Source organism: Arthrobacter sp. NPDC057013, assembly GCF_042674585.1.
Taxonomy (GTDB): Bacteria; Actinomycetota; Actinomycetes; order Actinomycetales; family Micrococcaceae; genus Arthrobacter.
Genome location: NZ_JBHUSE010000001.1, coordinates 430,530 through 446,399 on the forward strand (window position 1 = coordinate 430,530; position 15,870 = coordinate 446,399).

Here is a 15,870-nt window from a genome sequence, read left to right on the forward strand (position 1 = left end):
TGTGAAAGTACTGATTGTTGGCGCGGGTCCCGCCGGATCCACCGCCGCGTATTACCTCGCCAAGGCCGGCATTGACGTCACGGTCCTGGAAAAGACCAGCTTCCCGCGCGAAAAAGTGTGCGGCGACGGACTCACCCCGCGTGCTGTCCGCGAGATCCAGAAGCTCGGTCTGCCGCACCCCGAACGGGACGGCTGGCGCCGGAACAAGGGCCTGCGCCTGCTCGCCGGCGGCCGCAGCCTCGAACTGCCCTGGCCCGAGGTGTCCGACTTCCCGCAGTACGGCCTGATCCGCACCCGCCTGGGCTTCGATGAGGAACTCGCCCGCCATGCCCAGGCCGCAGGCGCCACGGTGCTGGAACGCCACAGCGTCACCGAGGCGCTGCGCAGCGGGGACGGACGGGTAACCGGCGTGCGTGCGGCGATCCTGGACGAGTCCGGACGGAAGACGGGGGAGACGCTCGACTTCAGTGCCGACGTCGTTCTCGCCGCCGACGGCAACTCCACCCGCACCGCCGTCTCCCTCGGCATCCAGAAGCGCGACGACCGGCCCCTGGGCGTCGCCGTGCGCACCTATTTCCAGAGCCCCCGGCACGACGACGACTGGATGGAAGGCTGGCTGGAACTTCCTGGCCGCGACGGCAAGCTGCTGCCCGGCTACGGCTGGGTGTTCGGCGTCGGCGACGGCACGTCCAACGTCGGCCTCGGCATCCTGAACTCCTCCAGGGAATTCGGCAAGCTGGACTACAAGCAGGTCCTCCGCGAGTGGACCGCCGGCATGCCCGCCGAGTGGGGTTTCGTCCCTGAGAACCAGGCGGGGGAGATCCGCGGCGCTGCCCTGCCCATGGGCTTCAACCGAACCCCGCATTACTCACCCGGCCTGCTCCTCCTCGGCGACGCCGGCGGCATGGTCTCCCCGTTCAACGGGGAGGGCATCTCCTACGCCATGGAGTCCGCCCGCTTCGCGGCCGAGTTCATCATCGATGCCAGTTCCCGTGCCGCGTCATCCGGCTGGTACGCGTCCGACGCCGACGCCCGGCTCGCCGGGTACGCGGACTATGTGCGTGAACAGTGGGGATCCCACTTCACGCTGGGGCGTGCCTTCGCTGCCCTGATCGGCAAGCCCGCCGTCATGAAGCTTGCGCTCCGGACCGGGATGCCCATTCCGGTGCTGATGCGCTTCGTGGTCCGGCTGCTGGCCAACCTGACCGACCCGTCGGCCAAGGGCTTCGAAGACCGCGTGATCCGCGTGCTCGAACTGCTGGTTCCGGCCACGTCCAACACCTCCGCCCTGGCCCCCTCCGGCTCCAAATCAGCGGTTTCCGCAACAAAAAGTTAGGGTTAACCCGTGACCAACTCCGCGAACCACAGCTGGACGCACGCCGGGCACGGCCTGCCGGACTCTGAACCCAGCCTCAACACCACAGCCATCGCCACCGGACTGCAGCTGCCGGCAGGCTTCGCGGCCATCGCGGAAGACCCCGACCTGGGCCCTGCCATCACCACCAACCTGGCCCGGGTGGAGAAGAAACTCCGCGAAGCGATCGCCAACTCCGACCCCCTGGCCGACGCAACGTCGCGTCACCTTGTGGAGGCCGGCGGCAAGCGTATCCGCCCGCTGCTGACCCTGCTCTGCGCCCACCTCGGCGACGCGTCGCTGCCCGCCGTGGTTCAGGCCGCCGTCGTGGTTGAACTGACGCACCTGGCCACCCTGTACCACGACGACGTCATGGACTCCGCGCCCTTCCGCCGTGGCGCCCCCACGGCCCACGAGGTGTGGGGCAACTCCGTGGCCGTCCTCACCGGCGACCTCATCTTCGCCCGCGCCTCCATCCTGGTGTCCGAGCTCGGTTCCCGCGCGCTCGGCATCCAGGCCCGGACCTTCGAGCGGCTGTGCCTCGGCCAGCTGCACGAAACCGTCGGCCCGCGCCCGGACGAGGACCCGGTGGAGCACTACCTGTCCGTGATCGCGGACAAGACCGGTTCCCTGGTGGCAGCCTCCGGCCAGTTCGGCGCCATCTTCTCCGGCGCCGACGCGGCCTACGAGAACGTTCTGGTGGAGTACGGCGAAAAGGTTGGCGTCGCGTTCCAGCTGGCCGACGACGTCATCGACGTCACGGGCGTGAAGGTCAAGTCCGGCAAGTCCCCGGGGACCGACCTGCGCGAAGGCGTGCCCACTCTCCCCGTGCTGCTGCTCCGCAACGCTGCGGCGGACGGTGACCGGTCCGCCGTCGAACTTCTCAAGCTGATCGACGGCGACCTGTCCTCGGACGAAGCCCTCGCCGAAGCCGTCTCCGGGCTGCGCGAGCACCCCGTCACCGCGGAGTCCTGGGTGGTGGCCCGCGCCTGGGCGGCCGACGCGATCGCCGCGCTGGACCCGCTGCCCGAGGGCGTCGTGAAGGCCTCGCTGTCCAGCTTCGCACACGCCGTGGTGGACCGCGCCAGCTAGCGTTTCTGCCAGCGAAGGGGCGCCCGCCTCCAGGCGAGCTGCGCCCTGAAAGCCGGCCGTGGCGAGCAAGCTTGGGGTGGGTAGGAAAGCTGTGCTCCGCTCAGACCAGCCAGCGCCACCAGCGTGGCTGCTCCGGCTCCGGCGTTGGTTCCGGCTCCGGCTCCTCGCCCAAGGCCAGCGCGGCCCCGACGATGTCGTCCGCGGTGAGCGTCATGACGGCCTCACGATCGAGCGCGTCGAGACTTTGTTCCCCGTCGAGCGACAGCCGCAGCGCCTGGCGGTTGAGCGCCTGCTCGAACAGCGTGCGGGCGAACCGTGCGTTGCCGGAGTCCTCGCCTGCGTGGAGCCCGGTGAAGATGCGGCGCAGCATGTGGTCCGCACCCGGCTCCAGCGTGTACTCGTGCTGCGCCAGCATCTGGTGGAAGATCGTCTGGAGTGCGTCGACGGAGTAGTCGGGGAACGTGATCTCGCGGGCGAACCGGGAGCGCAGTCCGGGGTTCGAGAGCAAGAACGATTCCATCAGCCGCGGGTACCCGGCCACGATCACGACCAGGCGGTGGCGGTGGTCCTCCATCCGCTTGAGCAGGACCTCGATCGCCTCGGGGCCGAAGTCCGTCCGGCCGTCCTCCGGGGCCAGCGCGTACGCCTCGTCGATGAACAGGACGCCGTCCAGCGCACGCCGGATCACCCGGTCCGTCTTGATGGCGGTCGAGCCGACGTACTGTCCAACCAGGCCTGAACGGTCGACCTCGACCAGGTGGCCTTTCTGTAGCAGGCCGACCGCGCGGTACATCTCGGCCAGGAGCCGCGCCACGGTGGTCTTGCCGGTGCCCGGGTTTCCGAGGAACACCAGATGCTGTGAAGTAGCCACCTCCGGCAGGCCGTGCGCCTTACGGCGGGCCTGGACCTGAAGCAGTGCGACGAGAGCCCGCACCTGTTCCTTCACGGTCTCCAGACCGACCAACGCGTCGAGCTCGGCCTGCACCTCGGACAGCGGCCGGGCCGGCCCGGGCCTCGCACCGATGAGATCGCCGACCAGGTCGTCGACGCGCTCAGAACCGGGCAGCTTGAGCTGATCGGCCAGATGGCCGAGGGTTTCGCGCAGGTCGTCGAGCGGATGGCGGCTGGAAGCCATGCATCCACTGTAGTACTTGATTCCCGACCGGGCACTGGCCGTGCTTTCGGTGCTGACCGCGGCACCAAGGATAGTCAAAAAGCTGCAGGCCGGGACGCTGCCCAGGCCGACAAGGTGAAACAGGAAGGCCCGCCCCCCAAGGTACCGGGCCTTCCTTGTTTAACCGGCGCTGCATGAGCCGGGCGACCTGCTTAAACGGAACGGCCCCGGTTCTGAGCAGCGTCACGAGTCAAACGCTGCGCGGAACCGGGGCCGCCTCTCCGTTCGCATCAAATCCACCGGAGGCATTCAGTGGATCCGAGAAACACTCTATGACAGCTTTGTCACATCTGCAAACTCTTCTGTTAACTGGCGTGTCACACACCTCCTGCGGTCCTCCTGCGGGCGCCGCGCCGTCATGGGGCACTTTGCGGCCGCTGAGGGCCGGTTTCGCCTCAAATCCGTCGTGTCCCGTGTCGACGGCCACTTTGGGCTGCGATTCGGTTACGACGACGTCGTCAACCACCCTGCGCGGATGGCCGCCGACGTGCTTGGGTACTTGAGCTGCGCCGGCGGGGAGCCTTCGGCGCGTGGTGAGTCCCGCCGTCGTACTTCCAAGTCCCGGCTAGGGCCCAATCCCCGGCGTGTCTCCGGCCTAAGTGCCCCGGTTTGGTCGCGGAACCACCAAGCAGCAGCCGAAACTTAGTCCTCGTCGTTGAAGGCCCAGTCGAACATGTCGAAGACGAACTCCGAGAAGGTGCCTTCCTCGCTCTTCCACTGGCCGCGGGCGTTGTTCCGGCGGTACACGATGGGGTCCGGGACGCTCAGGTCGCCGATGCGGAAGCCCCAGGTGAAGTTTTCTTCCTCGTCCTCGAGGAACATGAGGAAGCCTTCGTCATCCACCTCGAGTTCCTCAGGGTCCCAGAAGTAGTGGTAGGCCTCCATGAGGTCCTCGCACCCGCCCAGCGCCAGGTAGAACTCGCGCAGCACCAGGGGGATCGTGAACTGGTGATCGGAGAGCTCCGCGTCCAGTTCCTCGGCGGACAGCCCGTCCTCTTCCTGCCATTCGTCTTCGAGATACTTCGGAACAAGCGCACGGAACTTCTCGAGGAACATGTCAGTCATGGCTCTTATCCTAACTAATCCCGGCCCCTCGAATTCCCGGGTTCCAGACCCAGCCGGTGCCACCCCCGGACGGCCAGCGGAATGCGCCACGACCAGCGCCAGGCGACCACCCGGAACGCGAAGACCAGGGCCGCCACAGCGCATGCCGAGAAGGGATTGAACGCCCGAAGTTCCCACAAAATCGCGGTCAGGACGGCGCCGAGCAAGGCAGGCAGGGCGTAGAGGTCCCGGGCGTCGAACAGGCGGGGCACCTCGTTGGCCGTGATATCGCGCAGCAGGCCGCCGCCCACCGCAGTCGTGACCCCGAGCAGCGCCGCCGAGATGGGGTTCATTCCATATGACAGCGCCTTCAGTGTGCCCGTAATGCAGAACAGGGCCAGGCCGGCGGCGTCGAACAGGGTGAGGAGGGACGTGTAGCGCTGCACGCTGGAGAACAGGAAGTACACCAGCCCGGTGGCCAGCAGGGGCGGCACCAGGTAGGCGGGGTTGCTGAACGCCGCGGGCGGCCCCGCGTTGAGGATGATGTCGCGGATCACACCGCCGCCCAGCGAGACCATGCAGGCGAGCAGCAGGGATCCCATGACGTCGAACTGCTTCCGGGCGGCGAGCAGCGAGCCAGACACTGCGAAAAAGAAGATGCCGGCCAGTTCCAGCCATGCCAGGGCGGTGTCAAAAGAAAATGTCATGGAGCGTCCCGGCATATTTCAAGGGGCGGACAGTGCAGCTCCAACGTTACGCTAGCCCCTATGAATAGCCCGATCCTGATCGCCTGCGCCCACGGAACATCCAACGCGCAGGGTGCCGCCGAGGTCAACGCACTCCGTGACGCCATCGCCGCGCTGCGTCCGGGGCTCGATGTCCGCGAAGCGTACGTGGACGTCCAGCAGCCCGATCTGGTCGACGTGGTGGCCGGGCTCCCCGCAGACCCCGCCGCTTCCGCAGTGGCGGCCGACGGCGGTGCTGCCGCCGGCGGCCCAGGCGCCGCCGGTGCTTCCGCCGTCGTCGTTCCCTTGCTGCTCAGCGTTGGCTACCACGTGAAAGTGGACATCGCGAAGGCTGTTAAGAGCCGGCCGGGCACGGCGGCCGCGGCGCCGCTGGGGCCCGACCCCCGCCTCGCCGCCCTGCTGGACCGGCGGCTGCGGGAGGCCGGTGTTACGGACAACGATTCGATCGTCCTCGCCGCCGCGGGTTCCTCCAACCCGAACGCCGCGGTCAGCGTCGAGGAACTGGCCGGGCAGCTGCGGGCCCTGCGCTCCAACCGGATCATGCCCGCATACGGGGCATCGGCCAAGCCGTCGGTGCCGGAAGCCGTGGCCATGCTCCGCGAGGAAGCAGCGGGCGGTGCCGGGGCAGGGGAGTCTGCCGGGGGAGTGAGCGTCGGCGGCCGCGTGGTGGTGGCCTCGTACCTCTTGGCGCCGGGCTTCTTCCACGACCAGCTCGCCAAGGCCGGCGCGGACCTCGTGACCGAGCCGCTGCTGCCCTCGCCGGTGCTCGCGGAGATCGCGCTGGAACGGTACGACGCCGCGCTGGCGGCCCACGCTGTCAACTCCTGAAGAGGGTCCTGACAGGCGCCCCGGAGCCAGGGGCCGGAAGCACAGCAGGCGGCGCCGTTCAAGGCCTCCCGGCGAGTCATGACGAAATGTTTCCTTAGGTGACTTAGCATTTCCGGGCCTTTGTGACGTTTTTCGGGACGGCTCTACAGTCGATGCATGACTGATACAGCTCTAGCCGGAGCGTCCACGGACAAGCCCGCGCGCCCCGCCCGTGCCTCCCGCCCCGCCGCCAAGCCCCACGGCCAGTGGAAGGTGGACGGAACAACGCCGCTGAACGCCAACGAAACCTGGAAGCAGGAAGACGACGGCCTCAACGTCCGGGAGCGTATCGAGTCCATCTACGCCAAGGAAGGCTTCGACGCCATCCCCGGCCAGGACCTGCACGGCCGCTTCCGGTGGTGGGGCCTCTACACGCAGCGCAAGCCCGGGATCGACGGCGGCAAGACCGCAACGCTCGAGCCGCATGAGCTCGAGGACAAGTACTTCATGCTGCGCGTCCGGATCGACGGCGGTGCGCTCACCACCGAGCAGCTGCGCGTCATCGGCCAGATCTCCGTGGACTTCGCCCGGGACTCCGCCGACCTCACGGACCGCCAGAACATCCAGCTGCACTGGATCCGCGTGGAGGACATCCCCGAGATCTGGCGGCGCCTCGAGAGCAACGGACTGTCCACCACCGAGGCCTGCGGCGATGTTCCGCGTGTCATCCTCGGCTCCCCGGTGGCCGGCATCGCCAAGGACGAGATCATCGACCCCACCCCGCTCATCGAAGAGCTGGGCGAGCGGTTCATCGGCAACCCGCTGCTGTCCAACCTGCCGCGCAAGTACAAGACCGCCATCACCGGCCATCCGAGCCAGGACGTGGTGCACGAGATCAACGACTTCGCGCTGGTCGGAGTCAGGCACCCCGAGCTCGGCATCGGCTACGACCTCTGGGCCGGCGGCGCCCTCTCCACCAACCCGATGCTCGGCAAGCGCCTCGGCGCCTTCGTGAAGCCGGAGCAGGCCGCGGACGTGTGGCTCGGCGTCACCAGCATCTTCCGTGACTACGGCTACCGCCGCATGCGCACCAAGGCGCGCCTGAAGTTCCTCATGGCCGACTGGGGTCCGGAGAAGTTCCGCCAGATCCTCGAGGACGAATACCTCGGCTACAAGCTGGCTGACGGCCCCGCCGCGCCCAAGCCGTCCACCCCGGGTGACCACGTGGGCGTGCACGAGCAGAAGGACGGCAAGTTCTTCATCGGCGCCACCCCCATCGCCGGCCGCCTCTCCGGCGCGCAGCTGGTAAAGCTCGCCGACACCCTCGAGGCCCGCGGCTCGTACCGCCTGCGCACCACCCCGCACCAGAAGATCGTGGTGCTGGACGTGGAGAAGAACGAGGTGGAGCCGCTCGTCGCCGAACTGGACGCCCTGGGCCTGTCCGCCCGCCCGTCCGTGTTCCGCCGCGGCACCATCGCCTGCACCGGCATCGAGTTCTGCAAGCTGGCCATCGTGGAAACCAAGGTCACCGCGGCCACGGCCGTCGCCGAGCTGGAACGCCGCCTCGCCGACCTGACCGAGAGCGGCCAGCTCCCGCAGGCCCTGTCGCTGCACATCAACGGCTGCCCCAACTCCTGCGCCCGCATCCAGACCGCTGACATCGGGCTCAAGGGCATGATGCTCCCCACGCCCGACGGCGACCCCACGCCGGGTTTCCAGGTCCACCTGGGCGGCGGGCTGGCTTCCGCCGACCGTGAAGAGGCAGGCCTCGGCCGCACCGTCCGCGGCCTGAAGGTCTACGTCGCCGACCTGCCCGACTACGTCGAACGGGTTGTCCGCAAGTTCGTCGCAGACCGCGCCGAGGGCCAGACCTTCGCCGAGTGGGCACACGCCGCTGACGAGGAGGCACTCCAGTGACGGTAACCTCCCTTCGCTCCAAGGAAGAACTGAAGGCCCTGGCCGAGGCCGGCGCCGCCGAACTCGGCTGGGACGCCCCGGCCCGCGACGTCATCGCCTGGGTGGTGCGCAACTTCGACATGCCCGCCGTCGCCGTCGCCTGCTCCATGGCCGACGCCGTCCTGCCGGCACTGGTCGCGGACCAGCTGCCCGGCGTCGACGTCCTGTTCCTGGAGACCGGCTACCACTTCCCGGAAACCTACGCCACGCGTGACGAGGTGGCCGCGAACCTCCGCGTCAACGTGGTGGACGTCCTCCCCGAGAACACCGTCGAGCAGCAGGACCGGCTCCTGGGCAAGGACCTGTTCGCGCGCGACGCCGCCCAGTGCTGTGCCCTCCGCAAGGTGGCCCCGCTGCGCCGCACGCTGTCCGGCTACGAACTGTGGTTCACCGGCGTCCGCCGCGACGAGGCCCCCACCCGCACCAACAGTCCGCTGGTGACGTGGGACGAGGCCAACGGCCTGGTCAAGGTCAACCCGATGGCCGCGTGGACGTTCGACCAGCTGGTCCAGTACTCCGACGACAACCTCCTGCCCGTCAACCCGCTCCTGGCCCAGGGCTACCCCTCCATCGGTTGCCAGCCCTGCACCCGCAAGGTGGCTCCCGGGGAGGACCCCCGCGCCGGCCGCTGGGCAGGAACCAACAAGACAGAATGCGGACTACACGTATGAGCACTTTCCTAACTGAGGAGCCCACCCTGGTGACCGACGCAGCCGCCTCAACGCGCCTCTCCAGCCTGGACACCCTCGAATCCGAAGCGATCCATATCATCCGCGAGGTGGTGGCAGAGTTCGAGAAGCCGGCCCTGCTGTTCTCCGGCGGCAAGGACTCCGTGGTCATGCTGCACCTGGCCACCAAGGCCTTCTGGCCGGGCAAGGTCCCGTTCCCGGTGCTGCACGTGGACACCGGGCATAACTTCCCGGAGGTCATCGACTTCCGCGACCGGACCGTTGAGCGGCTGGGACTGAAGCTCGTCGTCGGCTCCGTCCAGGAGTTCATTGACCGCGGCGAACTGGCCGAGCGTGCCGACGGCACCCGCAACCCGCTGCAGACCGTCCCGCTGCTGGACGCCATCCAGTCCAACAAGTTCGACGCCGTCTTCGGCGGCGGCCGCCGCGACGAGGACAAGGCCCGCGCCAAGGAGCGCATCCTGAGCCTGCGCGACGAGTTCGGCCAGTGGGACCCGCGCAACCAGCGCCCCGAGCTGTGGAACCTGTACAACGGCCGGCACACCGTGGGCCAGCACGTCCGCGCGTTCCCCATCAGCAACTGGACCGAGCTGGACGTGTGGCGCTATATCGAGCGCGAAAACATCGAACTCCCGGGCCTGTACTACGCCCACCAGCGCGAGGTCTTCGCCCGCGACGGCATGTGGCGCGCGGTGGGCGAGGTGTCCCAGCCGCTGCCGCACGAGGAAGTCATCACCAAGACCGTCCGCTACCGGACCGTCGGTGACATGTCCTGCACAGGCGCCGTCGAATCGGCTGCCGCCACCGTGCGCGACGTCGTGATCGAAGTTGCCGCCTCCACCATCACCGAACGTGGCGCCACCCGTGCGGATGACCGCATCTCCGAGGCCGCCATGGAAGACCGCAAGAAGGACGGCTACTTCTAATGACTACCGACATTGACACCGCCCGCGCCGCGGCGCTCCTGGACGAGGCCCCCCTCGCCTCTGCCTCGCTGTTCCGCTTCGCGACCGCCGGATCGGTCGACGACGGGAAGTCCACTCTGGTGGGCCGCCTCCTGCACGACTCCAAGGCGATCCTCGCCGACCAGCTCGAGGCTGTTGCCCGGACCTCCTCGGACCGCGGCTTCGGCGGCGACAAGGGCGGCATCGACCTCGCCCTGCTGACCGACGGACTGCGTGCCGAGCGCGAACAGGGCATCACCATCGACGTCGCCTACCGCTACTTCGCCACGGACCGCCGCAGCTTCATCCTGGCCGACTGCCCCGGACACGTGCAGTACACCAAGAACACGGTGACCGGCGCGTCCACCGCGGATGCCGTCGTCGTACTCATTGACGCCCGCAAGGGTGTCCTGGAGCAGACCCGCCGGCACCTGTCCGTGCTGCAGCTGCTGCGCGTGGCGCACGTGATCGTGGCCGTGAACAAGATCGACCTCGTGGACTTCAGCGAGACCGTGTTCCGCGAGATCGAGGCGGACGTTCAAAAGGTTGGCCGTGAGCTGGGCCTCGGCTCGGACGGCATCACCGACCTGCTGGTAGTCCCGGTGTCCGCGCTCGACGGCGACAACGTGGTGGAGCGCTCGGAGCGCACCCCCTGGTACACCGGCCCGGCGCTGCTCGAGGTGCTTGAGACGCTGCCCGCCGCCGATGAGCTCGAAAGCCACCTGGAGAGCTTCCGCTTCCCGGTACAGCTGGTCATCCGGCCGCAGGGCGCCCTGGCGCCCGACGCCGTGGCCGCCGGACTGGACGTGGAGGCCTACCGTGACTACCGCGCCTACGCCGGACAGATCACCGAGGGCTCGGTCAAGGTTGGCGACAAGGTTTCCGTCCTGACCCCCGGCCAGGATCCCCGCACCACCACGGTAGTGGGCATCGACTTCGCCGGAGCCTCCCTGGAGGAAGCCGCCGCGCCGCAGTCCGTGGCCATCCGCCTGGCCGAGGAATTCGACGTCGCCCGCGGTGACACCATCGCCGCCGCCGGCACGGTCCGCGAAAGCACCGCCGACCTGTACGCCCAGCTGTGCTGGCTGTCCCCGAAGCCGCTCCGCGAGGGCGCCAAGGTCCTGGTCAAGCACGGCACCCGCACCGTGCAGGCCCTGGTCCGCAGCGTCAACGGCAAGCTGGACCTTGCCACCTTCAACCTCGAGGGTGCCTCAAGCCTGGAGCTCAACGACATCGGCCACGCGCAGCTCCGGCTCGCCGCCGCGCTGCCGCTCGAGAACTACCTGCACCACCGCCGCACGGGCGCGTTCCTGGTGATCGACCCGCTGGACGGCAACACCCTCGCCGCCGGCCTGGTCAAGGACCACCCGGGCGACCACGAGGACGAGCGCTACAGCATCTGACCGCTTTTGCCGCGCAAGGGCCCCGGTTCGGAGTTATTCCGAACCGGGGCCCTTCCTTGTCCACACGGACGGCCCTGTCCCGCAGGACCGTCCGTGCCCCGCTCGACCGGCCACGGCCCCGGCCGGTCCTGCGGGGGAGGGCCGGTCATGCACCCGCGTTGGCGATCTCGGCGCTCCGGCTGCCCGCCCTTGCCACCCGTCTCCCGCCCCACCATGATCGTCAGTGGGAGGCAGCATGGAATCCATCACCAGCCGGCTCATCAACTGGGCGTCGATCCTGGACGACAGGACCCGGCAGCAGGCCCTGACCACCTCCCGCCTGCCCTTCATCTACCCGCACCTGGCACTGATGCCGGACGCGCACCTCGGCAAGGGTGCAACGGTGGGGTCCGTCATCCCGACGCTCGGCGCGATCATTCCGGCCGCCGTCGGGGTGGACATCGGCTGCGGCATGATCGCCGTGCGGACCCAGTACACCCTCAAGGAGTTGCCGCGGGACCGGAAGCCGCTGCGTGAGAGCATCGAGCGCGCCGTTCCGCTGTCCGCGGGCCACAACAACCGCAAGGTGACGGCCACCGCCGAGCCGCGCATCGCGGAGCTGCACCGGCGGGCCGAAAAGGCCGGGTTCAACCCCGCGCAGTACGTGGCGAAATGGGACCTTCAGCTGGGCTCGCTTGGTTCCGGCAACCACTTCATCGAGGTCTGCACCGACGAGACCGACGCCGTCTGGCTGTTCCTGCATTCCGGCTCACGCGGCGTCGGCAACAAGATCGCCCAGCACCACATCGAGGTGGCGCAGGGCGTGGCGCGCGACAAGCGGATCACCCTGGAGGACCGGGACCTCGCGTACCTGGAGGAGGGCACGCCGCAGTTCACGCGATACATCAAGGAACTGCGCTGGGCCCAGCACTTCGCCCTGCTGAACCGCGAGGAAATGATGGACCGCGTGATCCGGCAGTTCAGCGACTGGGTGGGCGGACCGGTCACGGAGACGGAGCGGATCAACTGCCACCACAACTTCACCCAGCAGGAGACGCATTACGGAAAGTCGGTCTGGGTGTCGCGCAAGGGCGCCATCAAGGCTGAGGCCGGCGACCCCGGCCTGATTCCGGGATCCATGGGGACGGCGTCGTACGTCGTGGAGGGACTCGGCAACACCGCCTCCCTGAACTCCTCGCCGCACGGTGCCGGCCGGGAGTATTCGCGTAACGCAGCGCGCAAGACGTTCTCGCTGGCCCAGTTGAAGGAGGCCATGCACGGCATCGAGTTCCGGGCCAGCGAGGCGTTCATCGACGAGATCCCGGCAGCCTACAAGCCCATCGACCAGGTCATGCGCGACGCAGCCGATCTGGTGAAGGTACGGCACCGGCTGCGCCAGCTGGTCAATGTCAAGGGGGATTAGCCCCGAAATTCCACGGGCCCGGGCGCATGCGGATTTTTGTGGCTGAATGTGACGTTGCATGAACCTGCGTGACCCCGGGTTTCCGCTCCGTTGAACCCCGTTTACGCCAGTCCCTATGGTGAATCCATGAGTACTTCCAGGCCGGGCATGACCCGCATTGTGGCCGGCGAAAGCCAGGTGCCCAAGCGCCGCCGCGCCCTGGAAGTGGCGCTGGCTCTCGGGCTCGTCCTGCTGATCAGTGTGGGCGCGATCGTTGCGTCGGCAGTGGCGCGGAATTCCAATGCCTCGGCCGCCCCTGCGACAGGCGCGCCGGCAGCCCAGCTGAAGCTGGGTTACTTCGGGAACATCACCCACGCCGCCGCGCTGGTCGGCGTCCAGAAGGGCTTCATCGCCAAGGAGCTCGGCGACACCAAGCTCAGCACGCAGGTCTTCAACGCCGGCCCGGCCGCGATCGAGGCGCTGAACGCCGGCGCGATCGACGCCACTTACATCGGCCCGAACCCCGCCATCAATTCGTTCGTCAAGAGCAAGGGCGAATCCATCAGCATCATCGCGGGGGCAGCCTCGGGGGGTGCGCAGTTGGTGGTCAAGCCGGAGATCAAGACCGCGGCCGACCTCAAGGGCAAGACCCTCGCTTCGCCCCAGCTCGGCGGCACCCAGGACGTGGCGCTCCGCGCCTGGCTCGGCAAGCAGGGCTACAAGACCAACACCGACGGCGGCGGGGACGTTGCCATCAACCCCACCGAAAACGCGCAGACCCTGAAGCTGTTCCAGAACGGCAAGCTAGACGGCGCGTGGTTGCCTGAGCCGTGGGCGTCGCGTCTGGTGCTCCAGGCCGGCGCCAAGGTCCTGGTGGATGAGAAGGACCTGTGGGACGGTTCGCTGACCGGCAAGCCCGGCGAGTTCCCCACCACCATCCTGATCGTGAACAAGAAGTTCGCCGCGGAGCACCCGCAGACCGTGGAAGCCCTGCTCAAGGGCCACGTCGAGTCCGTGAAGTGGCTCAACGACACCCCGGCCGCCGAAAAGGCCGCCGTCGTCAATGCCGCCCTCAAACAGGACGCCGGCAAGGCACTTGCACAGAACGTCATCGACCGCTCGCTGAAGAACATCGTGTTCACGGTGGACCCGCTGGCCGGAGCGTTCAAGAAGCTGCTGCAGGACGGCGTCGACGCCGGTACCACCAAGCAGGCCGACCTCAACGGCCTTTTCGACCTCCAGGCGCTGAATTCAGTGGCCACCGAAAAAACCACAGCTGCGGGGCTGGGCCAGGACTAGCCCCGCCCGCATTTGCACCGCCGCATTTAACGCACCACGAACAAAGGACGGGAACATGCCAGTCGTACTGGAAAACCTGGGCAAGCGCTTCGGCGAAGGCGCCCCGGTGCTGGACGACGTCAACGCCACCATCGGCAAGGGCGAGTTCGTCGCCCTCCTCGGTGCGTCCGGCTGCGGCAAGTCCACCCTGCTGAACATCATGGCGGGACTGGAGCTCCCGACGTCGGGCGCCCTTGAGGTGCCCAGCGACGGCGCCGCCTTCATGTTCCAGGACTCCGCCCTGTTCCCGTGGCTCACCGCCCGCGAGAACGTTGAGCTGGCGCTGAAGCTGCGCGGCGTGGGCAAGGCCGAGCGGCGCGTCAAAGCTGCAGAGCTGCTGGACCTGGTCCACCTCGCGGAAGCCGCGGACCGGCGCCCGCACGAGCTGTCCGGCGGCATGCGCCAGCGCGTTGCACTGGCCCGCTCGCTCGCGCAGGACCGCCAGCTGCTGCTGATGGACGAGCCGTTCGCGGCCCTGGACGCCATCACCCGCGACCTGCTGCACGACGAGCTTGAGCGCATCTGGAAGGAAACCGGACGCACCATCGTCTTTGTGACCCACAACGTCCGCGAGGCGGTCCGCCTGGGCCAGCGCGTCCTCCTGCTCTCCTCCCGACCCGGCCGCGTGGTGCAGGAATGGGAAGTCACCGAAGAACACCGTACCGACGCCGGTCTTGCCGGACAGCTGACCGGGGTCATCACCGCCCGGCTGCGAGAGGAGATCCGCCGCCATGCCAAGTAACTCATCTCCCGTGGCCGACCCCGAGTCCCCGCTGGCCGAGCCGTCCACAACGCTGCTCGAGCCCGTCGAGGCCGGTGAATCCACAAAGATCCACGCCGCGCTGACCCGGTCCTCGACCGGCTCGGCCGACCTGCGTGAGCTGGAGTCCGGGCTGGACTCGCTGCAGTCGGATGCGGTCCGCAAGGCCCGGGTCGACTGGAGCCGGATCCTGCTGCCGGTCGCCGCCGTCGTGGTGCTCATCATCATCTGGCAGTTCTACGTTTCGCTGGGCCTCAAGCGCCGCGACCAGGTGCCCGGCCCCATGGATGTGCTGGAGCAGTTCGGCACGCTGTGGGCTGAGGGCTCGCTGCAGGAAGCCGTCTGGACGTCGCTGCAGCGCGGCCTTCTGGGCTTCCTGATCAGCGTCGCGATCGCCACGCCGGTCGGCCTGCTGCTGGCCCAGGTGGCACCCCTGCGCCGGGCGTTCGGCCCGCTGATCTCGGGCCTGCAGGTTCTGCCGTCCGTTGCGTGGGTCCCGGCCGCGATCATCTGGTTCGGCCTCACCGACGCCACCGTGTACTTCGTGGTGTTCATGGGTGCGATCCCGTCGATCATCAATGGCCTGATCTCCGGCGTGGACCAGATCCCGCCGCAGTACCGCAGTGTGGGCACGGTCCTCGGCGCATCCCGGTTGCAGATGGCCGTGCAGATCATCCTCCCGGCGGCACTTCCGGGCTACCTCAGCGGCCTCAAGCAGGGCTGGGCCTTCTCCTGGCGTTCACTCATGGCCGCGGAAATCATCGCAGTGGGCGGCACCATCGGGTTCGGCCTCGGCTCCATGCTGAATCAGGGCCGCGACCTCGCCGACATGACCATCGTGATGTCCGCGATCCTCCTCATCCTGGCCGTCGGCATCCTGATCGAGCTGCTGGTGTTCGCGCCGATCGAGAAGCGCCTCCTCCAGCGCCGCGGCCTCCTGGCAGGCAGCACCCGCTAAGCACCTCCACGCTGCACCTGAAAGCCCGACGGCGACTCCGCCGTCGGGCTTTTTGCTGTCCTGTTTGGTGCCTGCTGCAGTAGCCAACTGCTTGGGCCTCGTCCGAAGGGGGCACATTCAGACGTGAAACGCCGGGGACTCGGCACGCACTGGGGGTGTCGCTCCTCAAAGTGCCCCACGACGGAGCCAGGGCCAGCTCGTCCGCAGGGCACAAGAAAGCCCGA

Annotated in this window: 14 protein-coding genes; 11 read left to right on the forward strand and 3 right to left on the reverse strand. The window is 68.1% G+C overall.

What is annotated here, in order from left to right; translation table 11 throughout:
• Position 1 precedes the first annotated feature (1 nt).
• Together ACFTSA_RS02005 and ACFTSA_RS02010 are read left to right on the forward strand one after the other, a co-directional pair.
• Complete coding sequence (locus ACFTSA_RS02005) at positions 2 to 1,336, forward strand: geranylgeranyl reductase family protein (RefSeq protein WP_377949187.1); 1,335 nt, start codon at positions 2 to 4, stop codon at positions 1,334 to 1,336.
• A 9-nt stretch (positions 1,337 to 1,345) separates the two neighbouring features.
• Positions 1,346 to 2,446 carry a polyprenyl synthetase family protein gene (locus ACFTSA_RS02010; RefSeq protein WP_377949189.1) on the forward strand — a complete coding sequence of 367 codons (1,101 nt, stop codon included), beginning with the start codon at positions 1,346 to 1,348 and terminating at the stop codon, positions 2,444 to 2,446.
• 100 nt (positions 2,447 to 2,546) lie between these two features.
• Here the strand turns inward: ACFTSA_RS02010 and ACFTSA_RS02015 are convergent, their stop codons facing one another.
• The 3 genes from ACFTSA_RS02015 to ACFTSA_RS02025 all read right to left on the reverse strand — a co-directional run bounded on the left by ACFTSA_RS02015 (position 2,547) and on the right by ACFTSA_RS02025 (position 5,371).
• Positions 2,547 to 3,581, reverse strand: coding sequence for an AAA family ATPase (locus tag ACFTSA_RS02015; protein WP_377949810.1), 1,035 nt, complete (start codon positions 3,579 to 3,581; stop codon positions 2,547 to 2,549).
• A 681-nt stretch (positions 3,582 to 4,262) separates the two neighbouring features.
• Positions 4,263 to 4,685, reverse strand: a complete 423-nt coding sequence (locus ACFTSA_RS02020) for a hypothetical protein (protein WP_003804161.1) — start codon at positions 4,683 to 4,685, stop codon at positions 4,263 to 4,265.
• A 14-nt stretch (positions 4,686 to 4,699) separates the two neighbouring features.
• A complete protein-coding gene (locus ACFTSA_RS02025; protein ID WP_377949192.1) occupies positions 4,700 to 5,371 on the reverse strand; it encodes a trimeric intracellular cation channel family protein in 672 nt (223 codons plus the stop codon).
• Positions 5,372 to 5,431: 60 nt separating this feature from the next.
• Between ACFTSA_RS02025 and ACFTSA_RS02030 the strand changes: the two genes are divergently transcribed.
• The 9 genes from ACFTSA_RS02030 to ACFTSA_RS02070 all read left to right on the forward strand — a co-directional run bounded on the left by ACFTSA_RS02030 (position 5,432) and on the right by ACFTSA_RS02070 (position 15,646).
• The gene (locus ACFTSA_RS02030; protein ID WP_377949193.1) at positions 5,432 to 6,238 is read left to right on the forward strand and encodes a sirohydrochlorin chelatase; all 807 of its coding nucleotides are present in this window, start codon (positions 5,432 to 5,434) and stop codon (positions 6,236 to 6,238) included.
• A gap of 156 nt (positions 6,239 to 6,394) precedes the next feature.
• On the forward strand, positions 6,395 to 8,134 hold the full coding sequence (locus ACFTSA_RS02035; protein WP_377949195.1) for a nitrite/sulfite reductase: 1,740 nt from the start codon (positions 6,395 to 6,397) through the stop codon (positions 8,132 to 8,134).
• Positions 8,131 to 8,844 (forward strand): phosphoadenylyl-sulfate reductase, encoded by a 714-nt coding sequence (locus ACFTSA_RS02040; RefSeq protein ID WP_377949198.1) that lies wholly within the window; start codon positions 8,131 to 8,133, stop codon positions 8,842 to 8,844. The genes ACFTSA_RS02035 and ACFTSA_RS02040 overlap by 4 nt, the downstream gene beginning before the upstream one ends.
• Positions 8,841 to 9,788, forward strand: coding sequence for a sulfate adenylyltransferase subunit CysD (gene cysD / locus ACFTSA_RS02045; RefSeq protein WP_377949199.1), 948 nt, complete (start codon positions 8,841 to 8,843; stop codon positions 9,786 to 9,788). The genes ACFTSA_RS02040 and cysD overlap by 4 nt, the downstream gene beginning before the upstream one ends.
• Positions 9,788 to 11,209, forward strand: a complete 1,422-nt coding sequence (locus ACFTSA_RS02050) for a sulfate adenylyltransferase subunit 1 (protein WP_377949202.1) — start codon at positions 9,788 to 9,790, stop codon at positions 11,207 to 11,209. The genes cysD and ACFTSA_RS02050 overlap by 1 nt, the downstream gene beginning before the upstream one ends.
• 235 nt (positions 11,210 to 11,444) lie before the next feature.
• The gene (locus ACFTSA_RS02055) at positions 11,445 to 12,611 is read left to right on the forward strand and encodes an RtcB family protein (RefSeq protein ID WP_377949203.1); all 1,167 of its coding nucleotides are present in this window, start codon (positions 11,445 to 11,447) and stop codon (positions 12,609 to 12,611) included.
• Positions 12,612 to 12,758: 147 nt separating this feature from the next.
• Complete coding sequence (locus tag ACFTSA_RS02060; protein ID WP_377949812.1) at positions 12,759 to 13,889, forward strand: ABC transporter substrate-binding protein; 1,131 nt, start codon at positions 12,759 to 12,761, stop codon at positions 13,887 to 13,889.
• A 55-nt stretch (positions 13,890 to 13,944) separates the two neighbouring features.
• Positions 13,945 to 14,670 carry an ABC transporter ATP-binding protein gene (locus tag ACFTSA_RS02065; RefSeq protein ID WP_354257471.1) on the forward strand — a complete coding sequence of 242 codons (726 nt, stop codon included), beginning with the start codon at positions 13,945 to 13,947 and terminating at the stop codon, positions 14,668 to 14,670.
• Positions 14,660 to 15,646, forward strand: a complete 987-nt coding sequence (locus ACFTSA_RS02070) for an ABC transporter permease (RefSeq protein ID WP_377949205.1) — start codon at positions 14,660 to 14,662, stop codon at positions 15,644 to 15,646. The genes ACFTSA_RS02065 and ACFTSA_RS02070 overlap by 11 nt, the downstream gene beginning before the upstream one ends.
• The last annotated feature ends 224 nt before the right edge of the window (positions 15,647 to 15,870 follow it).

Excerpts from the sequence above, each read along its gene's own strand:
- ACFTSA_RS02065 (WP_354257471.1), top strand. The coding sequence starts at position 13,945 with ATGCCAGTCGTACTGGAAAACCTGGGCAAGCGCTTCGGCGAAGGCGCC.
- ACFTSA_RS02030 (WP_377949193.1), top strand. The coding sequence starts at position 5,432 with ATGAATAGCCCGATCCTGATCGCCTGCGCCCACGGAACATCCAACGCG.
- ACFTSA_RS02070 (WP_377949205.1), top strand. The coding sequence starts at position 14,660 with ATGCCAAGTAACTCATCTCCCGTGGCCGACCCCGAGTCCCCGCTGGCC.
- ACFTSA_RS02020 (WP_003804161.1), bottom strand. The coding sequence starts at position 4,685 with ATGACTGACATGTTCCTCGAGAAGTTCCGTGCGCTTGTTCCGAAGTAT.
- ACFTSA_RS02035 (WP_377949195.1), top strand. The coding sequence starts at position 6,395 with ATGACTGATACAGCTCTAGCCGGAGCGTCCACGGACAAGCCCGCGCGC.
- cysD (WP_377949199.1), top strand. The coding sequence starts at position 8,841 with ATGAGCACTTTCCTAACTGAGGAGCCCACCCTGGTGACCGACGCAGCC.
- ACFTSA_RS02050 (WP_377949202.1), top strand. The coding sequence starts at position 9,788 with ATGACTACCGACATTGACACCGCCCGCGCCGCGGCGCTCCTGGACGAG.
- ACFTSA_RS02025 (WP_377949192.1), bottom strand. The coding sequence starts at position 5,371 with ATGACATTTTCTTTTGACACCGCCCTGGCATGGCTGGAACTGGCCGGC.
- ACFTSA_RS02055 (WP_377949203.1), top strand. The coding sequence starts at position 11,445 with ATGGAATCCATCACCAGCCGGCTCATCAACTGGGCGTCGATCCTGGAC.
- ACFTSA_RS02060 (WP_377949812.1), top strand. The coding sequence starts at position 12,759 with ATGACCCGCATTGTGGCCGGCGAAAGCCAGGTGCCCAAGCGCCGCCGC.
- ACFTSA_RS02015 (WP_377949810.1), bottom strand. The coding sequence starts at position 3,581 with ATGGCTTCCAGCCGCCATCCGCTCGACGACCTGCGCGAAACCCTCGGC.